Below are 24680 nucleotides of genomic sequence, written 5' to 3'. Positions count from 1 at the left end.
AAAGGAAGAAAAACTAGTGAACATTGTTCAACTAATTGAAGAAGCAAAAAGTGCAAGAGAAAAAGCCTATGTTCCTTATTCAAAGTTTGGAGTAGGAGCAGCATTATTAACAACAGATGGAAAAGTATATAAGGGCTGTAATATAGAGAATGCTGCCTACAGTATGTGTAACTGCGCAGAACGGACTGCCCTTTTTAAAGCGCTTTCAGAAGGGGATAAGGATTTTCAAATGCTGGCGGTTATTGCCGATACTGAGCGGCCTTGTTCTCCATGCGGGGCATGCAGGCAGGTTATTTCTGAATTATGCCCAAAAGAGATGAAAGTGGTTTTAACAAATCTAAAAGGTGATATTCAAGAAATGACTGTCGAAGATTTATTGCCTGGCGCTTTTTCACCGGAGGATCTGCATGCAAAATAATACCATTACAAATAAAGGCTATAAATCTGGATTTATTTCGATTATCGGCCGGCCTAATGTTGGAAAATCTACGTTTCTCAATCGGGTGATTGGTCAAAAAATTGCTATTATGAGCGATAAGCCGCAGACAACCCGCAACAAGATTCAAGGCGTCCTTACACTTTCAGATACCCAAATGGTTTTTATTGATACACCAGGTATTCATAAACCAAAACACAAATTGGGCGATTTTATGATGAAAGTTGCACAAAATACATTAAAAGAAGTTGATTTAATTCTTTTTATGGTAAATGCTGAAGAGGGATTTGGCCGTGGTGAAGAATTTATCCTTGAAAAGTTTCAAACCGTAAGCACTCCAATCTTTCTTGTAATAAATAAAATTGATCAAATTCATCCTGATGATTTATTGCCGATTATTGAATCGTATAAGGAAAAATATAACTTTGAAGAAATAGTGCCGATATCTGCACTAGAAGGTAATAATGTTGAACGTTTGCTTACACAAATTAAATCCTTTTTACCTGAAGGGCCGCAATACTATCCGGCAGACCAAGTTACAGATCATCCGGAACGATTCATCATTACCGAACTAATCAGGGAAAAAGCACTACACCTGACTAGAGAAGAAATTCCACACTCCTTAGCTGTTGTATTAGACAAAATGGAGCGTCAAGAAGGTAAGGATATAATTCATGTCATGGCAACGGTCATAGTGGAAAGGGATTCTCAGAAAGGTATTATCATTGGAAAAAAAGGCAGCATGTTAAAGGAAATCGGCAAGCGGGCTCGCGTAGATATTGAAAATCTTCTAGGGTCTAAGGTGTTTTTAGAATTATGGGTAAAGGTTCAGAAAGACTGGCGCAATAAGATGTCCCAGCTTCGTGATTATGGCTTTAATGAAGATGAATACTGATGAATAACCCTAACTAAAATATTAATTAATTGACAAGATTATGCATGGACAACATTAACAATTTTTTCGTCTTATGATTTTTGCGCAGGCAGGCTATGATAAATGTAAGGTTTGGGATTGAACTTTAGGCTAGTCTAAATAATGAAAGGTGGGGTTTTCGATGATGGATTTTACGTGGAAAGTATTTACCCAGACAGGGAATATTGACACATATCTTCTCTTTAAAGAGCTTGAGAAGGAAAACCAAGAAATACCCGGTAATCTTGATGAAAAGCTAGCACAAATAGATTTTCCCGTTTCATAAGCAAGTCTTTCGCGCTCTTTAGAAGGTGACATTTATGCTTCAGAAGTGTGAAGGCATCGTCATTAGAACAACAGATTATGGTGAAACCAATAAAATTGTAACATTATATACGAGGGAATGGGGAAAGGTTGGTATAATGGCTAGGGGAGCAAAGAAGCCTAATAGCCGCCTTTCTTCCATTACCCAGCTTTTCACTCATGGTTATTTTCTAGTTCAAAAAGGTTCTGGATTAGGCAGCATGCAGCAGGGTGAAATGATTTCTTCTATGCGTTCCATTGGTGAGGATATTTTCTTAACTGCTTATGCAAGTTATATTGTCGAATTAACTGATAAATGTACAGAGGAAAAGAAGCCTAATCCTTTTCATTTTGAACTGCTTCATCAAACACTCAATTATATGAATGAAGGCTATGACCCAGATATTCTTATGAATATTTATGAAATGAAAATGTTAAATGTGATGGGGTTGTATCCGGTGTTAAATCAATGTTCCGTTTGCGGCAGTACAGACGGGCATTTTTCTTTTTCCATTCGTGAAGGCGGATTTATTTGCCACCGATGCCTTGGAAAAGATCCGTACCATTTTAAATTATCACCAGCGGCCGTGAAATTATTACGGCTATTTTATTATTTTGATCTTTCTAGGTTAGGGAATATTTCTGTAAAAGAAGAAACGAAAGCAGAATTAAAAAATGTCATTTCCGCCTATTATGAAGAATATTCTGGTCTGCATCTTAAAACCAAGAAGTTTCTCAACTCTATGGCCCAATTTCGTAATTTATTATAGTTACTATTGACATTTTTTCAACTTTTAGTTAATATTTTCTTTAAAATTAATAATTGCGTTGATGGAGAGTAGTACTTAGTAAACTCTATAAAAGCGAACCTAGGACAGTGGAAGCTAGGGGATAGGGCACTAACGAAGGCGTTCCTGAGCAATAACATGTGTTGATCAACACATTTTAAGGAGGCTGCTAATTTAGCAGCAAATAGGGTGGAACCGCGGGTAACTCTCGTCCCTATGCTTATTGTAAGCATAGGGATGAGAGTTTTTTATTTGCAGAAAAAACTATTAAAGGAGCTTTTAAAATGAAAGTAACAATGGAGCAAATTGTATCGCACGCAAAACACAGGGGATTTATTTTTCCGGGATCAGAAATTTACGGCGGATTAGCAAACACTTGGGATTACGGCCCATTAGGCGTTGAATTTAAAAATAATATCAAGCAGGCTTGGTGGAAAAAGTTTGTTCAAGAGTCACAGTACAATGTCGGTTTGGACGCAAGTATTTTGATGAACCCGCGGACTTGGGAAGCATCTGGACACATCGGAAACTTTAATGACCCTATGATTGACTGTAAAAATTGTAAAGCCCGTCACCGAGCTGATAAATTAATTGAAAATGCCCTCGAAGAAAAAGGAATCGAAATGGTAGTAGACGGCCTGCCTTTTTCAAAAATGGAAGAGCTGGTAAAAGAGCATAATATCGCCTGTCCAGACTGTGGAAGCCATGACTTTACTGGAATTCGCCAATTCAATCTTATGTTTAAAACCTTTCAAGGTGTTACTGAATCAAGCACGAATGAAATTTTCTTACGCCCAGAGACTGCTCAAGGTATTTTTGTTAACTTTAAAAATGTGCAGCGGACAATGAGAAAGAAGCTGCCATTTGGTATCGCCCAAATTGGAAAAAGCTTCCGAAATGAGATTACACCAGGTAATTTTACATTCCGAACAAGAGAATTCGAACAGATGGAGCTTGAGTTTTTCTGTAAGCCTGGTGAGGAATTAAAATGGTTTGACTATTGGAAGCAATTTGCAGAACAATGGCTGCTTTCATTAGGGCTTACTAAAGAAAATTTAAGACTTAGAGATCACTCTGAGGACGAACTTTCTCATTACAGTAATGCTACAACCGATTTTGAATTTAAATTCCCATTTGGATGGGGAGAGTTATGGGGTGTGGCTTCAAGAACGGATTATGATTTGAAACAGCATATGGAATTCTCAGGAGAAGATTTCAACTATATTGATCCTGAAACAAATGAAAGATATATTCCGTTCTGTATTGAGCCATCTTTAGGTGCAGACCGTGTAACTTTAGCGTTCTTAATCGATGCTTATGATGAAGAACAGCTTGAGGACGGCACAACAAGAACAGTCATGCATTTTCATCCGGCATTAGCACCATTTAAGGCAGCGGTATTGCCGTTATCGAAAAAATTGTCAGATGAGGCGAGAGAGGTTTTTGCTGCATTATCTAAGCATTTTTCAGTGGATTACGATGAAGCGGGATCAATTGGTAAACGATATCGCCGTCATGATGAAATTGGAACACCGTTCTGCATCACTTATGACTTTGATTCCAAAGAAGATCAAATGGTAACAGTACGAAACCGTGATACAATGGAGCAAACACGTATTCCGATTTCAGAACTTGTCAGCTTCTTACAGGAGAAAATGGTGTTTTAAAAAGAAAAGCGGAAGCGCCTTGGCGCTGTAACTGGATAATGAAAAAGGTGCGGGCTTCCGCACCTTTAATGTTTGTTTTAACCACTGTATTAATTTCAAAAGAAAATTAACTAGTATATAATATTGTTATAAATGTATAACGATTATGTATAAGGTGGTGAGCACAATCGAACTGACTAAGCGACAGGAACATATTCTGCAAATAGTAAAGGAAAAAGGACCTATAACAGGGGAGCATATCGCCGACCAATTAAGCTTGACAAGAGCCACTCTAAGACCTGACCTCGCCATTTTAACAATGGCAGGCTATTTAGATGCCAGGCCGCGAGTCGGATATTTCTATACTGGGAAATCTGGAGCACAGCTGCTGACTGAAAATCTGCAAAAAATTTATGTTAAGGATTATCAGTCCATTCCCGTTGTTGTTAGCGAAAATGTTTCCGTCTATGATGCTATTTGCACAATGTTCCTTGAAGATGTGGGAACATTATTTGTAGTGGACCATAACTCCTCACTAGTTGGGGTACTATCGAGAAAAGATTTGCTTCGGGCTAGTATCGGAAAACAAGAGCTTTCCACCATCCCGGTCAATATCATCATGACTAGAATGCCGAATATTACCATGTGTGAACGTGAAGATCTCTTAATCGATATTGCTAAAAAATTAATTGAAAAACAAATTGATTCCTTACCAGTAGTTAGAAAATCTGATAAAGGTTTTGAAGTAATCGGCCGAATAACGAAAACAAATATAACAAAGGCCTTTGTTACATTAGGTGATGAATAAAAAGAGGGGTGGATTTGGAAGAATGAGTATACCAATCATTTACGTGGTATCTGATTCCGTCGGGGAAACAGCGGAATTAGTGACGAAAGCGGCAATCAGCCAATTTAATGGATCCGGAATGACATTAAAGAGGTTCCCATATGTTGAAGACAAGGAACATATCGATGAGGTACTCTCACTTGTAGCGCTCGATAAAGGAATGGTTGCTTTTACTTTAGTCAAACCAGATATGCGTACATATATAACGGAAAGGGCATCTGCGGAAGGGATTATTGCTGTTGATTTAATTGGTCCAATTATGGATCAAATTCAATCCTTTAGCGGAAAGACCCCGCTGTGTGAACCAGGTCTTGTTAGGAAACTTGATGAGGATTATTTTAAAAAGGTAGAAGCAATTGAATTTGCTGTAAAGTATGATGATGGGCGTGATCCGAGGGGCATCCTTAAAGCGGATATTGTCTTAATTGGTGTATCGAGAACTTCTAAAACTCCTCTATCACAGTACCTAGCACATAAACGTTTAAAAGTGGCCAATGTACCTCTTGTACCAGAGGTAGACCCGCCTGAAGAGCTTTACAGGGTACCAGTTGAGAAATGCTTTGGCTTAAAAATCAGCCCGGAAAAATTAAACAATATTAGAAGAGAACGATTGATTTCATTGGGTTTAAACGATAAGGCAAGCTATGCAAATATTGATCGAATCAAAGAGGAATTGACCTTTTTTGACACAGTCATGAAAAAAATTCATTGCCCTGTCATTGATGTTACCAATAAAGCTGTTGAAGAAACGGCCAACATTATTTTAAATTATATTCAAAAAGGCAGACTCTGACACATAGTCATAAGATTATGTGTTTTTTATTGAAAAAAGAAAATAAAAAAGTTATGGCAAAATGATATTAATTGTACTATAATAAAAAATTGTGATAAAAATATACTTTTTAGGTTTAGACTTGCATGTGAACGAATAAACTATTTATTGTTAGATGTCAAGTAAGTCCCTATAAAAACTCCTGAAAAAATTCGACATAAATCCTTTTTTATAAAATTAATAGCTAAAGAAGGAAAATGCAGAGTGATGTAGAATTAATACTAATATAAAAGGCATTCCAACTGTTTTTGTCGATGCAGATTCCTGCTCGGTAAAAGAGGAGATTGTCGAAATAGCTTCTAAATTTCTGCACAAGTTCTTTTTATTGCTTTCTATGATCACCATGTTAAGAAAGAAATTACATACTCAACTTGGAAATATGTTGATTCTGGAAAGGAAGCGGAGGATTTATTCATTATGAATTATGCACAAACTGGGGACATTGTTATTACTCAGGATATTTCATGATGGAATTAGCAAGAAATTTGTCGAAATTTGCAGGAACTTAGTTATTCAACGTAGAATTTATGTAAGAACAAATGAGGTTGTTTCCATGGCGGATCGTATAGCCGAAGAAAAAATTGATCAAATTCGTCAGACAGTTGATATTGTTGAAATTATCAGCGATTATGTACAACTGAAAAAACAAGGGCGAAATTACTTCGGATTATGTCCTTTCCATGGTGAAAGCACACCATCATTCTCAGTATCACCCGACAAACAAATTTTCCATTGTTTTGGTTGTGGTGCTGGAGGAAATGTTTTTTCTTTTTTAATGGAGCTTGAGGGAATCTCTTTTCAAGAAGCTGCCATTAAGCTTGCTGCCAAAGGAAATATCGATCTTGATATCAATCTTGCAGGAGCTCGTGGCGAGAGAAAAATTGCAAAAGATTTGCAAGCTATGCTTGATGCTCATGAACTATTAACTAAATTCTACCATCACTTGCTCGTAAATACAAAGGAAGGCCAGCATGCATTAGAATATTTGCTAGGCAGAGGATTTACCCGTGAATCGATTGATAAGTTCCAAATTGGTTATTCCCTAAATTCCTGGGATTTCGTTACAAAATTCCTATCAAAGCGGGATTTTGCACCTGACTGGATGGAAAGGGCCGGATTGATTATCAAACGTGAACGGGATGGGACGTATTTTGATCGGTTTAGAGATCGGATCATGTTTCCAATCTTTGATCGCAATGGAAATTCGATTGCCTTTTCTGGAAGATCGCTCGGATCTGATGAGCCTAAATATTTAAACAGTCCTGAAACGGCAATCTTTAATAAAAGCAAGATATTATACAATTATCATCAAGCAAAACCAAGTCTTAAAAAAATGCAGCAAGCTGTCCTTTTTGAGGGATTTGCTGATGTAATTGCTGCCGATCGATCTGGTGTGGAAAATGGCATCGCCACAATGGGGACTTCCTTAACAGATGATCATATCGCCCTTTTAAGGCAAAGTGTCCAGTCTGTAACCATCTGTTACGATTCCGATAAGGCCGGAATTGAGGCTGCCTACCGTGCAGGTAATCACCTTAACGAAGCTGGCTTTCAAATAAAAGTAGCCATGATGTCTGATGGTATGGACCCGGATGAATATATTAAAAAGTTTGGTCCTGATAAATTTCAAAAAGAAGTTATCGGTGCCAGCTTAACTTGGATGGCTTTTAAGTTTATTTATTTTCGAAGGGGAAAAAATCTTCAGCTTGAAGGAGATAGACTTGCCTATATCGAAGAAATAATCAAAGAAATAAGCAAATTAACCAAGGCTGTTGAAAGGGATCATTATTTAAGGCAGATCGCAGCTGAATTTTCACTTTCTTTAGATGCGTTAAGAGAACAGCAAAAGCAGATTTTCTTTTCAGAAAAAAGAAAGTCTACAGGGAAAAATGAGAATATCAATAAGACGATCGTAATAAAAAGGCCCGTCGAGGAATTAAAGCCTGCTTATTACACTGCAGAAAGGCGCTTAATAGCCCATATGCTAAAAGACCGTGATGTTGCTTACAAGGTTCAGGAATTATTACAAGGGAACACGTTTAATATCGATGAACATCAGGCAATAATAACATATCTATTGGGATTTTATGAAAATCATTCAGAACCTGATTCGAGCGCATTTTTAACCTATATTCAAGATGAAAATCTTAGAAGAATGGTTGCTAATATTGAAATGATGTCGATAAATGATGAGTTAAGCAATCAAGAATTAACTGATTATATCAAACAGGTGTTGAATTATCAAAAATTGTTAAAAATAAAAGAAAAAGAATTAGAACTAAAAGAAGCTGAAAGACAGAGTGATTTTAGCAGAGCTGCTGTGATTGCAATTGAAATTAACCAATTGCGTAAATCACTTTAAATAATTTTTATGTGTTTTTGATTCTGGAAGGAGGGACTCCCTTATGGCTGCAGAAAAATCAGCCCGTTCAAAAGAGGCCGAAAATGAATTAACTCTTGAACAAGTGAAAGACCAATTAACAGAAATGGGCAAAAAAGTCGGCGTCCTGGCCTATGATGATATAGCCGAAAAAATGGCTAATTTTGAATTAGAATCTGATCAAATGCATGAATTTTATGATTTTTTAGGTGATCAGGGAATAGAATTAGTCGGTGAAAGTGACGAGGAAGACCCTAACATAAAGGATCTGTCCAAGGAAGATGATGAAGAATTTGATTTAAATGATTTAAGTGTTCCTCCAGGAGTAAAAATCAATGACCCTGTCCGCATGTATTTAAAGGAAATTGGCCGGGTTGATCTACTATCCGCTAACGAGGAAAAAGAGTTGGCACTTCGTATTGAGCAAGGTGACGAGGAAGCCAAACGACGCCTTGCAGAGGCTAATCTAAGACTTGTTGTCAGCATCGCTAAACGGTATGTTGGCCGTGGGATGTTATTCCTTGATCTAATTCAGGAAGGTAATATGGGATTAATTAAGGCCGTAGAAAAATTTGATTATCAAAAAGGCTTTAAGTTCAGTACCTATGCTACGTGGTGGATTCGTCAGGCGATTACTCGTGCGATTGCAGACCAAGCAAGAACGATTCGAATCCCAGTTCATATGGTTGAGACGATTAATAAGCTAATTCGAGTTCAGCGTCAATTACTTCAGGATCTTGGCCGCGAACCAACACCAGAAGAAATTGGTGAAGACATGGATTTAACGCCGGATAAAGTAAGGGAAATTCTTAAAATTGCCCAAGAACCTGTTTCCTTAGAAACACCGATTGGTGAAGAGGATGATTCCCATCTTGGCGATTTTATTGAAGATCAGGATGCAACTTCACCGTCAGAACATGCAGCATATGAGCTTTTAAAAGAGCAGCTCGAGGATGTGCTTGATACATTAACTGATCGTGAAGAAAATGTTCTTCGCCTTCGCTTTGGGTTAGATGATGGCCGAACTCGTACACTTGAAGAAGTTGGGAAGGTTTTCGGCGTTACCCGTGAGCGTATTCGTCAAATCGAAGCAAAAGCTTTAAGAAAATTACGTCATCCTAGCCGCAGCAAACGGTTAAAGGACTTTTTAGAATAAAAATATACTTTGAAATAGTTTACTTCATAAAAGGAGTAAACTATTTTTTTGTACAATAGGAAATGTAAGCACTTACTCTGTTTTCATTTATTTTACTGAATTGTCTCTCATTTTGCAAATAGCCATCTATAAATTGATATTGGGAAAAATTTCATTTTATTTTGTGGGAATAAGATTAATTTTGTTTTTATAATAAAATAGTACAAATAAGTCGCAATTTTTATAAACGTCAGCATTTGTGCTGTATTATATTCGGATAATATAATATTTTTAAAAATTTTTAAATGTTGAGAAATTTAAATGAATCCCCGTATAATAATAAAGAAAGCGATTACAAAGTTGTTTTAGGGGGATGGACATGAATTTCGATTTAACTTCTGAACAAGAAATGATAAAACGGATGATTCGCCAGTTTGCTGATGAGGAAGTAGCACCTGGTGCGATAGAGCGTGATCGAACAAAACAATTTCCTGTAGAGATATTTAAAAAATTAGCTGATATGGGAATTATGGGACTTCCTTTCCCTGAAAAATTTGGCGGAGGCGGAGCCGACACTGTTAGCTTTGCCATTGTTACGGAGGAGTTAAGCCGGGCATGTGCTTCAACTGGAATAACTTATTCTGCGCACATTTCCTTGGGCGGGGCACCACTATACTTATTTGGAACCGAAGAGCAAAAACAAAAATATTTGACCCCCATTTGTACAGGCGAATCATTCGGTGCTTTTGGTCTCACCGAACCGAACGCTGGCTCAGATGCAGGAGGCACTAGAACCTCAGCTAAAGAGGATAATGGTGAATTTATTATTAATGGCAATAAGTGCTTTATTACCAATGCAAGCTATGCAAACCATTTAGCTTTAACGGCAATCACGGGTGAATCTGACGGTAAAAAAGAGATAAGCGCGATCATTGTTCCAACGAATGCACCGGGTTTTTCAGTAATTGACAATTATGAAAAAATGGGTTTGAATGCATCAAATACAACGGAACTTGTTCTAGAGGATGTGAGAGTACCGGTCGAAAACCTTTTAGGGAAACGCGGAGAAGGCTTTAAGCAATTTTTAATTACTCTTGATGGCGGCAGGATTGGTATTGGTGCCATGGCTGTAGGGATAGCTCAGGGGGCTTTTGAGAAGGCGCTTGCCTATGCTAAGGAAAGAAAACAATTTGGAAAATCCATTTCTTCTTTCCAAGCTATTCAATTTAAATTAGCAGATATGGCCATGAAAATTGAGTTGGCGCGTACAATGGTTCACAAAGCTGCATGGTTAAAGGATCAAGGGAGACCTTTTTCAAAAGAAGCAGCAATGTGTAAATTATATGCTTCCGAAATTTGTATGGAGGTAACGAATCAGGCCGTACAAATTCATGGAGGATATGGCTATATGAAGGAATATCAAGTTGAACGAATGATGCGTGATGCCAAACTGCTTGAAATTGGGGAAGGAACCTCTGAAGTACAAAGAATGGTTATTTCAAGATTAATTGGTTGTTAACAAATAAATAGGGGAATATAAAAGAGACTGAACAGAAGATTGAATTGTTTTAAGTCTCTTTTCTCTTTTTTATAAAGATTATAGTGATAAAATAAGTTTAGGGCTTTTCCTTCTGTTCATTTTCAAGTAAAATAATAGTTGTTTGTAGACATTTTATTATTTACAAGGTATTCGTACATAAGGGAGGTTATTATCTTGAAGAAAAATCCGGTTATTCCTTTTATCATCATCATGGTTTTTGGTATCGGACTAATGTTTCTATTGTCTTTCAAAGGCCTTGGTGATATGAAAGAGGTCGCAAAGGATAAGGGCGAAGGCGGCGGAAATGAGAAAACAGAAGTGGCTGCCTCCAATCCAGAAGACATTTATAAACAAACTTGTATAGGATGCCACGGCGACCAGTATCAAGGGGTTGTAGGGCCATCATTAAAAGGTGTTGGCAGCAAATTTTCAAAGGATGAAATCAAGACTTTCATTACAAAAGGTAAGGGAAACATGCCGCCAGGCCTAGTTCCAGAAGAGCAAGCTGCTGCTATGGCGGATTGGGTATCTAAGATTAAGTAATCAGGCAACATATAAAAAGTCCTTTGCATCTGTAAAGGACTTTTTTATATACTAAAGGAAATACATACATATAAAAAGTGGTGGTTTTTTTGAATACAGATAAATTATCAGCTCGTTTAGCAGCGGTTGCTAAATATGTACCTAATGGAGCCAGTATGGCTGATATTGGTTCGGATCATGCCTATTTGCCTTGCTTTTTAGCTAAAAACCAAGGTGTTCGATTTGCGGTTGCCGGTGAAGTAGTGGAGGGGCCCTATAATTCCGCTAAAAATAACGTGAGGTTAGAAGGTCTTGCCGATGTTATTTCTGTCAGGATGGGGAATGGCTTAGAAGTAATCCGTCCCGGAGAAGTTGAGTGCATTACAATTGCTGGAATGGGCGGCGCCTTAATCACCAGTATTTTAGAAAGCGGAAAGGACAAACTTAGCTCCGTTAAGCGTCTGATATTACAGCCGAATATCAGTGCCAATTCAATCCGAAAGTGGTTTTTAGAAAATAATTGGCAGTTGATTGCGGAAGAAATAATGGAGGAAGACGGGAAGATTTATGAGGTCCTTGTTGCTGAAAAGGGAGACCCGTTAAGAACCTATTCTTCTGAGTTAGAAATAGGATTATTAGTTGGACCTTTTCTTCTACAGTATAAAAACGAAGCTTTCAAGAAAAAATGGACGGCTGAAAGGAATAATTGGTTAAGAATATACAATCAGCTGGAAAATGCTGCTCAAACACAAGAGACAATAGAAAAAAAAGAGGAGCTATTAAATAAAATAAAATTGGTTGAGGAGGTTTTGAAGGATGAAAATACCAAACGGTCATGAACTAATCCAGCTTTTCGAGCAATTTTCACCAAAAGGCCTTGCGATGGAAGGCGATAAGATAGGTTTGCAAGTCGGCCGATTAAATAAAAAAATTGAACGAGTAATGATTGCCCTTGATGTACTCGAAAATGTCATTGAGGAGGCGATTAGAAAAAATGTCCAATTAATTATCGCCCATCATCCTCCGATTTTTCGCCCGCTAAAAAATATTAATACAGACACAGTTCAAGGACGGATGATTGAGAAATTAATAAGGCATGATATAGCTGTTTATGCTGCACATACGAATTTGGATGTGGCAAAAGGGGGCGTCAATGATTTACTGGCCTCAGCTTTAGGACTGCAGGAAGCTGAAGTGTTGGTTCCTACCCAGGATACTCAGCTTAAGAAGTTAGTTGTGTATGTTCCAGTTAGTCATGCTGATACCATTAGAGGGGTACTAGGCGAAGCGGGAGCAGGAAATATCGGGAATTATAGCCATTGCTCTTTTTCTGCAGACGGAACAGGACGATTTATGCCTGGGGTAAACACCAATCCTTATATCGGGCAAACTGGGCAGCTTGAAGCTGTTGATGAAGTTCGAATAGAGACGATTGTTCCTGAACCACTGTTAAAGAAGACGATCACGGCCATGATTAAAGCACATCCATATGAAGAGGTTGCCTATGATGTTTATCCATTGGAAAATAAAGGTGAAGTCCTCGGCCTTGGAAGAATTGGGAAAGTTGTTGAGATGACTTTAGCTGAGTTTGCAGAACAGGTAAAATCGGCGCTAGAGGTAGAAAGAGTGCGTGTGGTTGGTGATTTAAGCTCGAAAGTAAAAAAGGTGGCAGTTCTAGGCGGGGACGGAAACAAATATTTTAGTCATGCAAAATTTAAGGGGGCAGATGTGTACGTAGCAGGAGACATCTATTACCATACGGCACATGATGCAATGCTGCAGGGCTTAAACATGATAGACCCTGGCCATAATGTCGAAAAAATTATGAAAAAGGGGCTGACTGCTACATTACAGAAACTTTGTCATGAGGCAGGCTATGAAGTCGAAATTTTCCCTTCAGAAGAAAACACAGACCCATTTCAATTTATCTAAATTTTACTAACCGAGATGTCCTTTATCTGCCTGATGAAGGACATTTTTAATGCAGCTGAAGCCGCTTTAAAAAGCTGTACAGGAAAAATGTATCTTTGTATTATATCTATTAGTTTTATATAATAAATACATAGTTTATGAATCATAGTCTTTTAGGGGGACTTTTTTATATGCAAATAATTAAGATATCGCCACGCGGTTACTGCTACGGTGTTGTTGATGCAATGGTTATAGCTAGAAATGCCGCTTTAGATAAAACATTACCTCGCCCAATCTACATTTTGGGAATGATTGTTCATAATAAGCATGTTACGGATGCGTTTGAAGAAGAAGGCATTATAACCCTTGACGGGAAAAACCGAAAAGATATTTTAGAAAAAGTAGATAAAGGGACAGTCATTTTTACAGCACATGGAATCTCTCCAGAGGTGAGAGAGATAGCTAAACAGAAAGGGCTTGTCACAATTGATGCAACGTGCCCGGATGTTACAAAAACCCATGACTTGATTGAAGAAAAAACAAAACAGGGCTACCAAGTCATTTATATTGGTAAAAAAGGGCATCCAGAACCGGAAGGCGCTGTTGGCGTTGCACCGGGTCAAGTCCATCTCGTTGAATCTCCAAGCGATGTGGATGCATTGAATCTTGACTGTGAGAAACTAATTGTGACGAATCAAACAACGATGAGCCAATGGGATGTTGCGGATACGATGAAGAAGGTTCAGGAAAAATTTCCGCATGCTGAGGCTTATAAAGAAATCTGTCTTGCCACTCAAGTGCGTCAAGAAGCCGTTGCAGAACAGGCAACTGAGGCAGATGTAACGATTGTGGTCGGTGATCCGAAAAGTAATAATTCGAACCGGCTCGCACAGGTTTCTGAAGAAATTGCAGGAACTAAAGCATACCGTATCGCTGATATCACGGAACTAGAAATTGACTGGATAAAAGATGCTAAAAACGTTGCCGTAACCTCAGGGGCCTCGACTCCAACCCCGATTACAAAGGAAGTCATCACCTTCCTTGAACAATTTGATCCAAATAACCCAGCTACTTGGGAACGACGCAGAAATGTACCACTTAACAAAATTTTACCTAAGGTGAAAAAATAAATATTAAAAAGAAAAAGCACACGGGATTTCAGAAATTGAAATCTTGTGTGCTTAATTTTATATATACATTTTTGGAACAGAGGTTCCTTTTTGCTGCTGCCTATTGCTATTCGTTTTTTGCTGTGGATTTTTTTTTCGTGTCGTATTCGTCTTAGGAGTTTCCAGTTCACTTGACTCATTGCTTGATGATTCTTCCATTGCTGCTTCAGTGGTTTTATCTTTATTTTCAGTTGATTCATCCGTGCTTTTCGAAGCAGTTTTTAGTCCTCTATACAGTTTCCACATGGCCGGCAGATTTTTTACTAATGGCCCATATTGTTGGACCATTGGACCAATGGTTTGTGCTGTTTTCAAAACCTGCTGTGTATTGTTAAGAATGTTTGAAAGCCCACCAGGGTTACTTAATGATTGGAGTAAGCCACCGCCGCCCCCTGAAGCGGCACGTCCAGCTCCTTGCATTCCCATTAATCCGCTTGCTTGATTTCCTCTTCCGAGAAGTCTCGAAAGTAGGCCGCCACCGCCCCTATTCATTTGTGCTCCACCCATCATGGGATTTCTTCCGCCAAAAGGATTTGCAGATTGTCCCATCATCGGAGCCCTCCCTCCAAAGGGGTTAGGACCTGCTCCCATCATTGGACCACCGCCTCCGCCGAACTGACCTTGCATCATTTGCGGACCCATTCCTCCCTGCATGGGGAATCTTGGTCTTGGCTGCATATTTTTAGCCTCCTTTCTGATTTGACCCTTATGAATTAAGGTATGCATTTATCATAAATTGGTTTAGGTATTATGCACAGGACAAAAACAAATTTAGTTGTTTAAAAGTTCCCAATAGGTAAAAAATGATACTAATAGGAAAGATACTGGTGTTTTGCAGGAATCTTTAATATAATTGCATGATGGATATTAAAGTGGAAGCTCTTGCTAAACAAAGAAAACTACTCCATAGTCATTAGATTATTTTTATATTAAGGAGCAATTACATGAAAGAAAATCGTTTTGATCGTTTTAAGTTTCAACCGTTTATTATAGAAGCCATTAATCATTTTGGATTTTATGAGCCGACAGAAATCCAAGAACGCATGATTCCATTAGTATTAAAAGAAGAGAGTGCTATTGGACAATCTCAGACTGGTACTGGAAAGACACTTGCTTTTGTGCTGCCAATCCTTGAAAAAATCAACACGCAGCGGCAGGAGGTCCAGGCAGTTATTACAGCACCGACTAGGGAACTGGCATCGCAAATCTATCATCAAATCCTGAAAATCACCGAACATTGTAATCCGGAGCAGTCCATTATGACAAGATGTTATATTGGCGGAACGGACAAGCAGCGCACCATCGAAAAATTAAAGGTACAACCGCATATTGTTGTGGGGACGCCAGGCAGAATCAATGACCTCATTGCAGATCAAGCCCTTTTTGTTCATACAGCGGGAATTCTCGTTGTGGACGAGGCAGATATGATGTTAGATATGGGATTTATCGAAGATTTAGATCGTGTGGCGGCCAGGATGCCTGAAAACCTGCAAATGCTAGTATTTTCAGCAACCATTCCAGAAAAGTTAAAGCCCTTCCTTAAAAAATATATGGAAAATCCGAAAACCATTCAAATTGAAGCAAAACAAAAGGCAGCGGAAAATTTAGAACACTTTTTATTACCGTCAAGACATCGCAATAAAAAGCAGCTGGTTCTTGACGCTCTCCTTGCCTACAATCCTTATTTAGCAATTGTCTTTACGAATACAAAAAAAATGGCGGAAGATGTAGCCAGGTTTTTAAATGAAAAAGGCTTAAAGGTTGGCCGTGTTCACGGAGATTTAAATCCGCGTGAACGAAAAAAAATGATGAAGCAAATTCAGGATTTGGAGTATCAATACATCGTAGCAACCGATCTTGCTTCAAGAGGAATTGACATCGAAGGGATAAGCCATGTCATAAATTATGAATTGCCTTCGGATTTAGATTTTTATATACATCGGGTCGGCAGAACGGCAAGGGCAGGAAATACAGGAATTGCTTTGACCATTTATGAATTATCTGATGAAGATGCTTTAAATCGGTTAGAAAAAATGGGTATTCAGTTTAAGTATGTCGATTTGAAAAAAGAAGGATTTGTGGAAGCGGATGAACGGAATAAACGGAAGACTCGGGTAAGGCAGGAAGATGAGGCCGACAAACTTGCGAAATCCATCATTAAAAAGCCGCAAAAAGTAAAACCAGGCTATAAAAAGAAAATGCAATGGGAAATGGATAAAATTAAAAAACGGCAGCGAAGATTGAACCAGAAAAAGAAATAATGAAGAAATGGAGAGGAAAGCAATGTTAAAAATCGGATCACATGTCTCGATGAGCGGAAAAGATATGTTGCTTGCTGCAAGCCAAGAAGCTGTTTCTTACGGAGCCAATACGTTTATGATTTATACGGGGGCACCGCAAAATACAAGACGGAAAAAAATTGAGGATTTAAATATTGAAGCGGGAAGAAGGCATATGGAGGCAAATGGGATTTCAGAAATTGTGGTCCATGCTCCCTATATTATCAATATTGGTAATACAGAAAACCCGGATACGTTTGAATTAGGCGTCCGCTTTCTTCGTTCGGAAATTGAACGAACTGAAGCGCTTGGAGCGAAACAAATCGTGCTTCACCCGGGTGCCCATGTCGGTGCCGGGACAGAAGCAGGAATTAAAAAAATCATTGAGGGTTTGAATGAAGTTCTGACTGGGCAAGAACAGCTTCAAATTGCCTTGGAAACCATGGCTGGAAAGGGTTCAGAATGTGGGAAATCCTTCGAGGAAATCGCGATGATTATGGATGGGGTTAACTATAGTGATAAACTGTCCGTTTGTTTCGATACATGCCACACTCATGATGCCGGTTACAATATTGTTGAAGATTTTGATGGTGTTTTAAATGAATTTGACAAGATTATTGGGATTGAAAAATTAAAGGTACTTCATATTAACGATAGCAAGAATGCTGTAGGAATGCGGAAGGACCGCCACGAAAATATCGGGTTCGGTCATATTGGCTTTAAGGCACTCAATTATATTGTTAATCATCCGCAACTGATGGATATTCCCAAGATCTTAGAAACACCATTTGTCGGTGAAGATAAAAATAATAAAAAAGCACCATATAAATTCGAAATCAGTATGCTCCGTGAGCAAAGGTTCGATGAAGACCTTTTGGATAAAATCATGCAATCATAATTAATAGAAAATAAGCTGTGCAGTCTGCACAGCTTGTTTTGATTATTTGGTAAATGACATAAATAATTTATTAACCTCGCGTGCTGTTTCAGGACCAGCCGCTTTTGCGATTTCTCTAACGATTTGAGCCCGCTGTCCATTATCAAATATATTGATATTTTTTCCTCTTAAGTATGTGGCAATTTTTCCTGCCTGCTGCCGATTAATGACAATGTTAAATTGATCTGCGTATTTCAATAATTCATCTGTAGTAATCGTATTTATTTTATGATTAATGATGTTTTCAAAAATTTTCACCCTCACCACTCCTCCCTCCTAATGTATGAAGATGCGGCAAGAGTGTGACAACAGGCTTTACAATCTGGAAACACTATTGTATACTTTTTGAAGTTAAATCGGAATGATTCTGATAATTAAAAGGTGAGAGTGCAAATATGCAATCAATTATTGAAATTAAACATTTATTCTATCGTTATGAAAAGGACACGGTCCTTGAGAATATTAACCTATCCATTCCAGATGGCTCTTTTTTAGCCATAGTCGGTCCAAATGGGTCTGGTAAATCAACCCTCCTGAAATTAATTTTAGGATTGTTAAAACCGCAAAAAGGGGAGATTTTTTTATTTGGCCAGGAAATAAGCAAATTTAAAGCTTGGCAGCAAATCGGCTATGTCTCACAAAAGGCTAATTCTTTCAATACGGGGTTTCCTGCGACTGTATTTGAGGTAGTCGCAAGCGGTCTGACAAAAAAGCTTGGGATGTTTAAGTTTTTTAAAAAAGAGCATTCACGTATTGTTTTAGATGCATTGGATGCCGTTGGAATGAAGAATTTTCATAACCGGAATATTGGTGAACTTTCCGGAGGGCAGCAACAGCGAGTTTTTATTGCACGTGCCCTTGTCAGTGAACCCAAGCTGTTGATCCTAGATGAGCCAACGGTCGGTGTCGATGCTGAAAATGTTAATGCTTTTTATCAAATGCTTAATGATTTAAATAAGAATCGAGGAATCACCCTTCTTTTGGTTACCCATGACATTGGAACGATTTCAGACAAGGTAACACATGTTGCCTGCTTAAATAAAAATATGCATTTTCATGGGGAAACTAGCGAATTCGAGCAGTTAAAAAAAGAAGATATGTCTAAAGTTTATGGTCATGATGTCCATCTGATTGCCCATAATCATGATCACGGAGGCGTTTTAAAATGATTCAAGGAATTTTTCATTATGAATTTTTACAAAATGCCTTTTTAACTGGAATCTTGATTGGAATTCTTGCGCCGTTATTAGGTGTTTTTATTGTCGTTAGAAGGTTATCGTTAATTGCGGATGCCCTTAGCCATGTGACGCTTGCAGGTATTGCGGCAAGTCTTTTGCTTGAACGAAATGTTGCAGCTTTAGCTGGTTTAAATCCACTGTATTTAGGGATGGTATTCTCCGTAGGAGGCTCCTTGTTTATTGAAAAGCTTAGAGGTGTTTATAAGCATTATCAAGAGCTTGCCATTCCCATTATTCTTTCAAGTGGAATAGGGCTTGGGGTCATATTTATTTCATTGGCGAATGGGTTCAATACCGATTTATTCAGTTATTTATTTGGCAGTGTATCAGCAGTAAGCCGGACGGATTTACTCGTCATTTTTATCATTAGCATCCTTGTAATCACCGTTATCATTTTATTATATAAAGAATTGTTTTTATTATCGTTTGACGAAGAACATGCGAAAGCTTCTGGTATTGCCGCAAAGAGCATTCATTTCATTTTCATTGTAATGGTGGCATTAGTAATTGCAGCATCGATGAGAATTGTTGGGATTTTGTTAGTTTCATCATTAATGACACTGCCGGTTGCGGCAAGTATTCGCCTTGCCAAAGGTTTTAAACAAACGATTTTTTTGTCAGTTTTATTTGGTGAAATCTCTGTCCTTGGAGGACTTTTTACAGCATATTATTTAGATTTGGCCCCTGGCGGAACGATTGTAATGCTTGCGGTTCTTATCCTAGTAATCGCTATCTTTTATAAGAAATTAATCATTAAAAAGCATGTGCTTTCGGAGGTAGAGTCAAGTGAACGTTAATGAAGCTATCCAATACCTAAAAGAAAACGGCTTTAAACAGACAGGGAAAAGAGAAGATATGCTTCAACTATTTGCTGACAGCGACAAGTATTTAACAGCTAAGGATGTTTTAGATCAATTGAAAGATGATTATCCAGGCCTGAGTTTTGATACGATTTATCGAAACCTCTCTCTGTTTGTTAACATGGGAATATTAGAGACGACAGAATTATCAGGTGAAAAGCATTTTCGCTTTACATGTTCGAGACATCATCATCATCATCATTTTATTTGTCTGGACTGTGGAAAAACGAAGGAAATTGAAACCTGCCCAATGGATGGATTGAGTGAAAATTTAAAAGGATATGATATTTCCGGGCACAAATTTGAAATCTATGGAAGATGCCCTGAATGTGTAAACTAAAAACAGCTTGCGGCCTTTGCCGCAAGCTGTTTTTTTAAATGAGGGAGCTGACCAATTTACGATTGTCCTTTTGCTGCTGTCTTAACCAATGCTCTACCCAATCATAGGCCTCTGCCCAATCATAAACGCGAATGACCCCTTTAGGGATTGGATCTTGGTTATAGGGGGTATTAAATAATATGACGGGAATGTGACACTCTTCGTGAATGGTAACAGCATTATCATGTTTATCTTCAAAAAAGATATCGATTTGGTGCTTTTTCACGGATTCAATTTTATTATGGGTTCCAATTAATTCAATATGGTGATAAAGCAGCTCATTATCGGTAAACCATTTTTCTGTTACATCATAGAGATGCTGGCCTCGGGCACTGATAAAAAACAATTCATGCTGATTTTCCCATTTTTTTAGGACGTTTTTTGCTCCTTGAGCCAGCGGTGAACCTTCATAGATGATCGGTTCATTTTCGTGAAACCATTTGGCAAATTCTTTTTCAGAAACATTTACAAACGGGGTCAATTCATATTCATTAACATCCTCATACGCAATGTTTAGTCCAAAAGCTTTGTTGATAAAAGGTAAAATTGAAGTTGGGCACGTAACCGTACCGTCGATATCAATTCCAAAACGTTTTCTCATTTGTGCTCACCTTCAAATTGCATTTGCTTATCTTATTCTATTTTACCAAAGAAGCGTGTTTTATAAAGTAAATAATTTTATGTAATATTTTTCGGGATTTGAAATAAAAACCTATTTAAGACAAACATTGACATAGTAAAAAGAGGCTTTAGGTAAACAATAATAGTGCTCCTATTACTGAAAGTGAGGGATTCGAATGGCAGATGAAAGAGACACGAAAGTGCAAGAAGCTCTTCAAAGTGCTAATATAGGACAGGATATCCCAAATTACCCTTCAGAATTTAGAGAAGAAACAGCTTCAGAAATTGCTCCAGAAATTGGTGCATCTGTCCCAATTAGACATACTGATTATAGGGAAGAAACTGCTGCTGAAATTGCGGCCCCTGTACCAGTTATACGCGGAAGGGACCGTGAAGCTGTTAGAGAAAGAGCAGAGGGTGGTGCCGGGATTGGCACAGTAGCTTTAGCACTATCCATTTTATCTCTGTTTGTATTACCTATTCTTTTTGGTGCTGCAGGAATTGTGTTAGGTTTCGTTGCTAGGCGCAGAGGTGCACAAGGACTCGGTGCCTGGGCAATTGGGATTGGTGCTGTATCGATTATTATCGGTATCTTTATTCTCCCGTTCTTTTAACATATAGCTGCATAGGGGCAAAAAGAAACCCGGCGGGATACCTGCCGGGTTTTCCTTATGTTATTTTGCGGCGGCTTCTTCTGCTGCTTTTTTCTGAAAATACTCTTCTGCCACTTGGTCGATTTCTTTTTTCAATTCTTCGACCATTTGGGCTTCTGGAACCTTCCTTACAATTTCACCTTTGCGGAAAAGTAATCCTTCACCGCGTGCCCCGGCAATACCAATGTCCGCCTCACGAGCTTCTCCAGGCCCGTTAACGGCACAGCCCAGAACGGAAACTTTTATCGGAGCTTTAATTTTCTGGATATATTCTTCAACTTCATTCGCGATGCTAATAAGATCAATTTCAATTCTTCCGCAGGTTGGACAGGAAATTAATGTTGCAGCATTGGAGGAAAGACCAAACACCTTCAAAAGCTCACGTGCAACCTTTACTTCTTCAACTGGATCTGCACTTAAGGAAATCCGTAGTGTGTTTCCGATTCCCTTGCTGATAATCGCTCCTAATCCAGCCGCACTTTTTACTGTCCCAGAAAAAAGCGTCCCAGATTCGGTAATTCCTAAATGCAATGGATAATCGAAGGCACGGGCAGCTTTTTCATAGGCTTCAATAGCAAGATTTACATCAGATGCCTTCATCGAAACAATAATATCGTGGAAATCCAAATCCTCAAGAATTTTAATATGATGTAGGGCGCTCTCAACCATACCATCTGCTGTTGGATATCCGTATTTTTCTAATATCTTTTTCTCCAGGGAACCAGCGTTGACTCCTATCCGGATTGGAATTCCGCGCTCTTTAGCTGCTTTTACGACAGCTTCCACTTTTTCACGCTTTCCGATGTTACCAGGGTTGATTCTGATTTTATCCGCGCCGCCTTCAATGGCTTTTAATGCTAATTTATAATCAAAATGGATATCGACAACAAGAGGGATATTGATTCTTTTTTTGATTTCAGCAATAGCATTTGCTGCACGCTCATCCGGACAAGCAACTCGGACAATCTGACACCCAGCCTCTTCAAGCCGTTTAATCTCGGCAACTGTAGCTTCAACATCGTGGGTTTTTGTTGTCGTCATACTTTGGATAATTAGTTCGTTATTACCCCCGATGGTTAAATTTCCAACCTTTACAGGCCGGGTTTTTGTACGATGTATAATTTCACTCACGTGGAATTCGCTCCTTTAAAATGGGATCCCAATAAAAAACAATAAAATCAATTTCGACTTTATTTTATCAGTCTACTTCTATTTTTGCCAAGAATAAGGGTGGTATCTCCATTATTTTGAGTAATCAGGAAAATGATATGTAGATCCAATTTGAATTTTTTCCGGATTGCGGCCTTGGTTTAATTTTTTAAAGTCTTCAATTAAATCGGTAATCGATACTGGAAGAGGTTTTTCTAATCTATGCTCTACAATTGAAATGACGGTTTCACCAGGTTTAACTTTTGCCTCAAAGGATGGAAGTCCCGATTGTTTCTTAATAACGGTCTCCACCTTTGCATCTACCTGCTTTGCAGGTGAGGGGGTCAGTGTTCCAACGGTTAAATCTAAATAAATGACATAAATTACAAGTACGGTTAATAGGAATCCAAATAATTTTTTCATCGGACAAGCCCCCAAATGGAAAGTTTGTACATTGGTATGCTTGTCCACAAATAAATAGAACTTTTTATAGAAAAAGCATCCGATTTGGATAACCAGATTGTCGAGAAAGGGTAGTTTTCTCGGCGGTTTTTACTTTGTCTGAATTTAGATTATCGATTTTTATGAATTGATTATCCCTGCTACCTGGCCTGTTGATTTCCACTCCGGGCACTCGCTTTCCGCGGGGAGGTCCTGGAGCCTCCTCGGCGCTTTAGCGCCTGCGGGGTCTCCAGTGACCTCTAAATCCCGCAGGAGTCGGTGCCCTCCGTTCCAATCAACAGGGAGTTTGATCAACTAAAGATATCGCTACACGACTTTTCCAACCTTGCTAAATTCGTTGCGAACCTGTTTATTATTTTTGGCAGGCTGCAGTCAAAAGGGCATGTTCGCTTACATTCTATAAACCTATAATCCGGCAGTAGTGAACCCAGAAAATGAAAAATCAATACTAATTCACCAATAGACACAAATTGATATTCAGATTGGCTAGTTTCTTATGGCTTAAACATTGATTCGCCACTTATACATTTTATTTAAAAGGTCTGTAGAACGACTTTAATTAAAAACACTCTGTTGGTTGGAGCGGAAGGCGCGAAGACTCCTGCGGGAGTACGGGGCAGGGGAGACCCCGCAGGAGCGAAGCGACGAGGAGGCTCTCCGGCACGCCCGCGGAAAGCGAAGCGCCTGGAGCGCAAATCAACAGACCAATATAAAGCCCATTCTCAATTCTATTAACAAATTGATGCAACGAAATATTAACGATAATGAACAATTAAAAGGCTATCGAAAGTTTTTCGATAGCCTGAGCATCATATCCTGTTTTAATTGGCTTTTTTAGGTTTTGGTATTTCATTAATGGCTAAAAATAATACGATAATAGCTACAAACCAATTTATAAAAAAGCTATTTGGTACAGTTGTTTTTATTGCCGCCATAATAGTAAAAAATAAGGTTGGTAATGTTTCGCTATAGGCAGCCATCCTCCATACATGACGATAGGTTAACTTCCTTCCAGCGAGATTCTTTAAAGCTAATCCAATCAATGCTAATACTGATACTTCAATGAAACTTGCGGCACTGGAAAATAAATACATAAAGACAGAGAGTACAGGAATGATTATAGCTTTCAATCCGCGGATTGTATCAATAAAATTAAGCAGGTCGTCTTTAGTCATTTTCTTTAGCATCGTGTATTGATAGGATTCACTCTGCCCTGCAGACGAAAAAACAAATTCATCTTTTAATAAGGCAAACGCATTTCCTTCCTCTTCTACATCTGACGCTTCAATTGTTCCTGTTGGATCTAGAATAACAGTAAAATCTTCTTTATTAATTGTGACAGGTACTTTTGTTTGTGCAGATAACTGTCCATTATTAATGGAAAAGGCAGGAAATTCATCTTTAATGATAGACCGAGCCGAATCTATTCCTGTAGAAAGTGCTGTACTCAAATAAATTATTGATGGTAAAACGGAGATAAGTGTAAGGAAAAAGACATATAATATGGTTTTTCCTATTCCTTGAAAACGAAATAAAGCAATATCCTTAGGAGAATAAATGCTTTTTATAAATTGCTTAAAAATATTCATAATGACCACCTTAATATAGATTCACCATTCTATTGTAGCTTTTGTAAACCTTATATACAAGAATGACCTATTAAGGGTTCTTTAGAATTTC

Annotated in this window: 27 protein-coding genes and 1 other annotated feature; of the genes, 21 read left to right on the top strand and 6 right to left on the bottom strand. The window is 38.4% G+C overall.

Annotation, left to right across the window (positions count from 1 at the left end):
- The first annotated feature begins 16 nt into the window (after positions 1-16).
- The 15 genes from PH210_RS20510 to PH210_RS20440 all read left to right on the top strand — a co-directional run bounded on the left by PH210_RS20510 (position 17) and on the right by PH210_RS20440 (position 14383).
- Positions 17-418, top strand: a complete 402-nt coding sequence (locus PH210_RS20510; protein ID WP_289988041.1) for a cytidine deaminase — start codon at positions 17-19, stop codon at positions 416-418.
- Complete coding sequence (era, locus tag PH210_RS20505; protein WP_223591328.1) at positions 408-1331, top strand: GTPase Era; 924 nt, start codon at positions 408-410, stop codon at positions 1329-1331. The genes PH210_RS20510 and era overlap by 11 nt, the downstream gene beginning before the upstream one ends.
- A 160-nt stretch (positions 1332-1491) precedes the next feature.
- Positions 1492-1635, top strand: coding sequence for a YqzL family protein (locus tag PH210_RS20500; protein ID WP_289988040.1), 144 nt, complete (start codon positions 1492-1494; stop codon positions 1633-1635).
- A 34-nt stretch (positions 1636-1669) separates the two neighbouring features.
- On the top strand, positions 1670-2422 hold the full coding sequence (gene recO, locus PH210_RS20495; protein ID WP_289988039.1) for a DNA repair protein RecO: 753 nt from the start codon (positions 1670-1672) through the stop codon (positions 2420-2422).
- Positions 2423-2471: 49 nt separating this feature from the next.
- Positions 2472-2659 (top strand) — a binding site (T-box leader).
- Between the two features lie 65 nt (positions 2660-2724).
- On the top strand, positions 2725-4107 hold the full coding sequence (locus tag PH210_RS20490; RefSeq protein WP_289988038.1) for a glycine--tRNA ligase: 1383 nt from the start codon (positions 2725-2727) through the stop codon (positions 4105-4107).
- 145 nt (positions 4108-4252) lie between these two features.
- On the top strand, positions 4253-4894 hold the full coding sequence (gene ccpN / locus PH210_RS20485; RefSeq protein WP_289988037.1) for a transcriptional regulator CcpN: 642 nt from the start codon (positions 4253-4255) through the stop codon (positions 4892-4894).
- Between the two features lie 22 nt (positions 4895-4916).
- Complete coding sequence (locus tag PH210_RS20480; protein ID WP_289988036.1) at positions 4917-5726, top strand: pyruvate, water dikinase regulatory protein; 810 nt, start codon at positions 4917-4919, stop codon at positions 5724-5726.
- A gap of 342 nt (positions 5727-6068) precedes the next feature.
- Positions 6069-6233: a DUF188 domain-containing protein gene (locus tag PH210_RS20475; protein WP_354670003.1), complete on the top strand. Its 165-nt coding sequence runs from the start codon at positions 6069-6071 to the stop codon at positions 6231-6233.
- An 85-nt stretch (positions 6234-6318) separates the two neighbouring features.
- A complete protein-coding gene (dnaG, locus tag PH210_RS20470; RefSeq protein ID WP_289988035.1) occupies positions 6319-8127 on the top strand; it encodes a DNA primase in 1809 nt (602 codons plus the stop codon).
- Positions 8128-8170: 43 nt separating this feature from the next.
- Positions 8171-9301, top strand: a complete 1131-nt coding sequence (rpoD, locus tag PH210_RS20465; protein ID WP_289988034.1) for an RNA polymerase sigma factor RpoD — start codon at positions 8171-8173, stop codon at positions 9299-9301.
- 358 nt (positions 9302-9659) lie between these two features.
- The gene (locus PH210_RS20460) at positions 9660-10799 is read left to right on the top strand and encodes an acyl-CoA dehydrogenase family protein (RefSeq protein WP_289988033.1); all 1140 of its coding nucleotides are present in this window, start codon (positions 9660-9662) and stop codon (positions 10797-10799) included.
- 195 nt (positions 10800-10994) lie between these two features.
- Positions 10995-11363, top strand: a complete 369-nt coding sequence (gene cccA, locus PH210_RS20455) for a cytochrome c550 (RefSeq protein ID WP_289988032.1) — start codon at positions 10995-10997, stop codon at positions 11361-11363.
- An 89-nt stretch (positions 11364-11452) separates the two neighbouring features.
- Positions 11453-12181, top strand: a complete 729-nt coding sequence (locus PH210_RS20450; RefSeq protein ID WP_289988031.1) for a tRNA (adenine(22)-N(1))-methyltransferase — start codon at positions 11453-11455, stop codon at positions 12179-12181.
- On the top strand, positions 12159-13274 hold the full coding sequence (locus PH210_RS20445) for a Nif3-like dinuclear metal center hexameric protein (RefSeq protein ID WP_289988030.1): 1116 nt from the start codon (positions 12159-12161) through the stop codon (positions 13272-13274). Before PH210_RS20450 ends, PH210_RS20445 begins: the two co-directional genes overlap by 23 nt.
- A 170-nt stretch (positions 13275-13444) precedes the next feature.
- Positions 13445-14383: a 4-hydroxy-3-methylbut-2-enyl diphosphate reductase gene (locus PH210_RS20440; RefSeq protein ID WP_223591346.1), complete on the top strand. Its 939-nt coding sequence runs from the start codon at positions 13445-13447 to the stop codon at positions 14381-14383.
- Between the two features lie 57 nt (positions 14384-14440).
- Here PH210_RS20440 and vrrA read toward each other — a convergent pair whose 3' ends face one another.
- Positions 14441-15100, bottom strand: a complete 660-nt coding sequence (vrrA, locus tag PH210_RS20435) for a VrrA/YqfQ family protein (RefSeq protein ID WP_289988029.1) — start codon at positions 15098-15100, stop codon at positions 14441-14443.
- 266 nt (positions 15101-15366) lie between these two features.
- On the opposite strand from vrrA, the gene PH210_RS20430 reads away from it, so the two are divergent.
- Positions 15367-16683, top strand: a complete 1317-nt coding sequence (locus PH210_RS20430; RefSeq protein WP_289988028.1) for a DEAD/DEAH box helicase — start codon at positions 15367-15369, stop codon at positions 16681-16683.
- Positions 16684-16705: 22 nt separating this feature from the next.
- Positions 16706-17599, top strand: a complete 894-nt coding sequence (locus tag PH210_RS20425; protein ID WP_289988027.1) for a deoxyribonuclease IV — start codon at positions 16706-16708, stop codon at positions 17597-17599.
- A gap of 42 nt (positions 17600-17641) precedes the next feature.
- Here PH210_RS20425 and PH210_RS20420 read toward each other — a convergent pair whose 3' ends face one another.
- Positions 17642-17896 carry a DUF2624 domain-containing protein gene (locus tag PH210_RS20420; RefSeq protein WP_289988131.1) on the bottom strand — a complete coding sequence of 85 codons (255 nt, stop codon included), beginning with the start codon at positions 17894-17896 and terminating at the stop codon, positions 17642-17644.
- Between the two features lie 137 nt (positions 17897-18033).
- Here PH210_RS20420 and PH210_RS20415 point away from each other — a divergent pair, with 137 nt between their 5' ends.
- The 3 genes from PH210_RS20415 to zur are packed head-to-tail and all read left to right on the top strand — an operon-like array spanning position 18034 to position 20076.
- Positions 18034-18807 carry a metal ABC transporter ATP-binding protein gene (locus tag PH210_RS20415; protein ID WP_289988026.1) on the top strand — a complete coding sequence of 258 codons (774 nt, stop codon included), beginning with the start codon at positions 18034-18036 and terminating at the stop codon, positions 18805-18807.
- On the top strand, positions 18804-19673 hold the full coding sequence (locus PH210_RS20410) for a metal ABC transporter permease (protein ID WP_289988025.1): 870 nt from the start codon (positions 18804-18806) through the stop codon (positions 19671-19673). Before PH210_RS20415 ends, PH210_RS20410 begins: the two co-directional genes overlap by 4 nt.
- Complete coding sequence (gene zur, locus PH210_RS20405; RefSeq protein WP_289988024.1) at positions 19663-20076, top strand: zinc uptake transcriptional repressor Zur; 414 nt, start codon at positions 19663-19665, stop codon at positions 20074-20076. The genes PH210_RS20410 and zur overlap by 11 nt, the downstream gene beginning before the upstream one ends.
- Before the next feature lie 34 nt (positions 20077-20110).
- On the opposite strand, the gene PH210_RS20400 is transcribed toward zur, so the two are convergent.
- On the bottom strand, positions 20111-20716 hold the full coding sequence (locus PH210_RS20400; RefSeq protein ID WP_289988023.1) for a hypothetical protein: 606 nt from the start codon (positions 20714-20716) through the stop codon (positions 20111-20113).
- A 196-nt stretch (positions 20717-20912) separates the two neighbouring features.
- Here PH210_RS20400 and PH210_RS20395 point away from each other — a divergent pair, with 196 nt between their 5' ends.
- Positions 20913-21350: a DUF308 domain-containing protein gene (locus PH210_RS20395; protein ID WP_289988022.1), complete on the top strand. Its 438-nt coding sequence runs from the start codon at positions 20913-20915 to the stop codon at positions 21348-21350.
- 60 nt (positions 21351-21410) lie between these two features.
- On the opposite strand, the gene ispG is transcribed toward PH210_RS20395, so the two are convergent.
- From ispG to PH210_RS20380, 3 genes are all read right to left on the bottom strand, one after another.
- Positions 21411-22511 (bottom strand): flavodoxin-dependent (E)-4-hydroxy-3-methylbut-2-enyl-diphosphate synthase, encoded by a 1101-nt coding sequence (gene ispG, locus PH210_RS20390; RefSeq protein WP_223591652.1) that lies wholly within the window; start codon positions 22509-22511, stop codon positions 21411-21413.
- Between the two features lie 120 nt (positions 22512-22631).
- Positions 22632-22961: a protein YqfZ gene (gene yqfZ, locus PH210_RS20385; RefSeq protein ID WP_289988021.1), complete on the bottom strand. Its 330-nt coding sequence runs from the start codon at positions 22959-22961 to the stop codon at positions 22632-22634.
- An 860-nt stretch (positions 22962-23821) separates the two neighbouring features.
- Positions 23822-24589, bottom strand: a complete 768-nt coding sequence (locus PH210_RS20380; protein ID WP_289988020.1) for a DUF1189 domain-containing protein — start codon at positions 24587-24589, stop codon at positions 23822-23824.
- Between the last annotated feature and the right edge of the window lie 91 nt (positions 24590-24680).

Source organism: Paenibacillus sp. BSR1-1 (assembly GCF_030403775.1).
Classification (GTDB): Bacteria; Bacillota; Bacilli; order Bacillales; family Cytobacillaceae; genus Neobacillus.
Note: the sequence above shows the minus strand (reverse complement) of the source record. Positions and strands in the feature narration are given on the sequence as shown.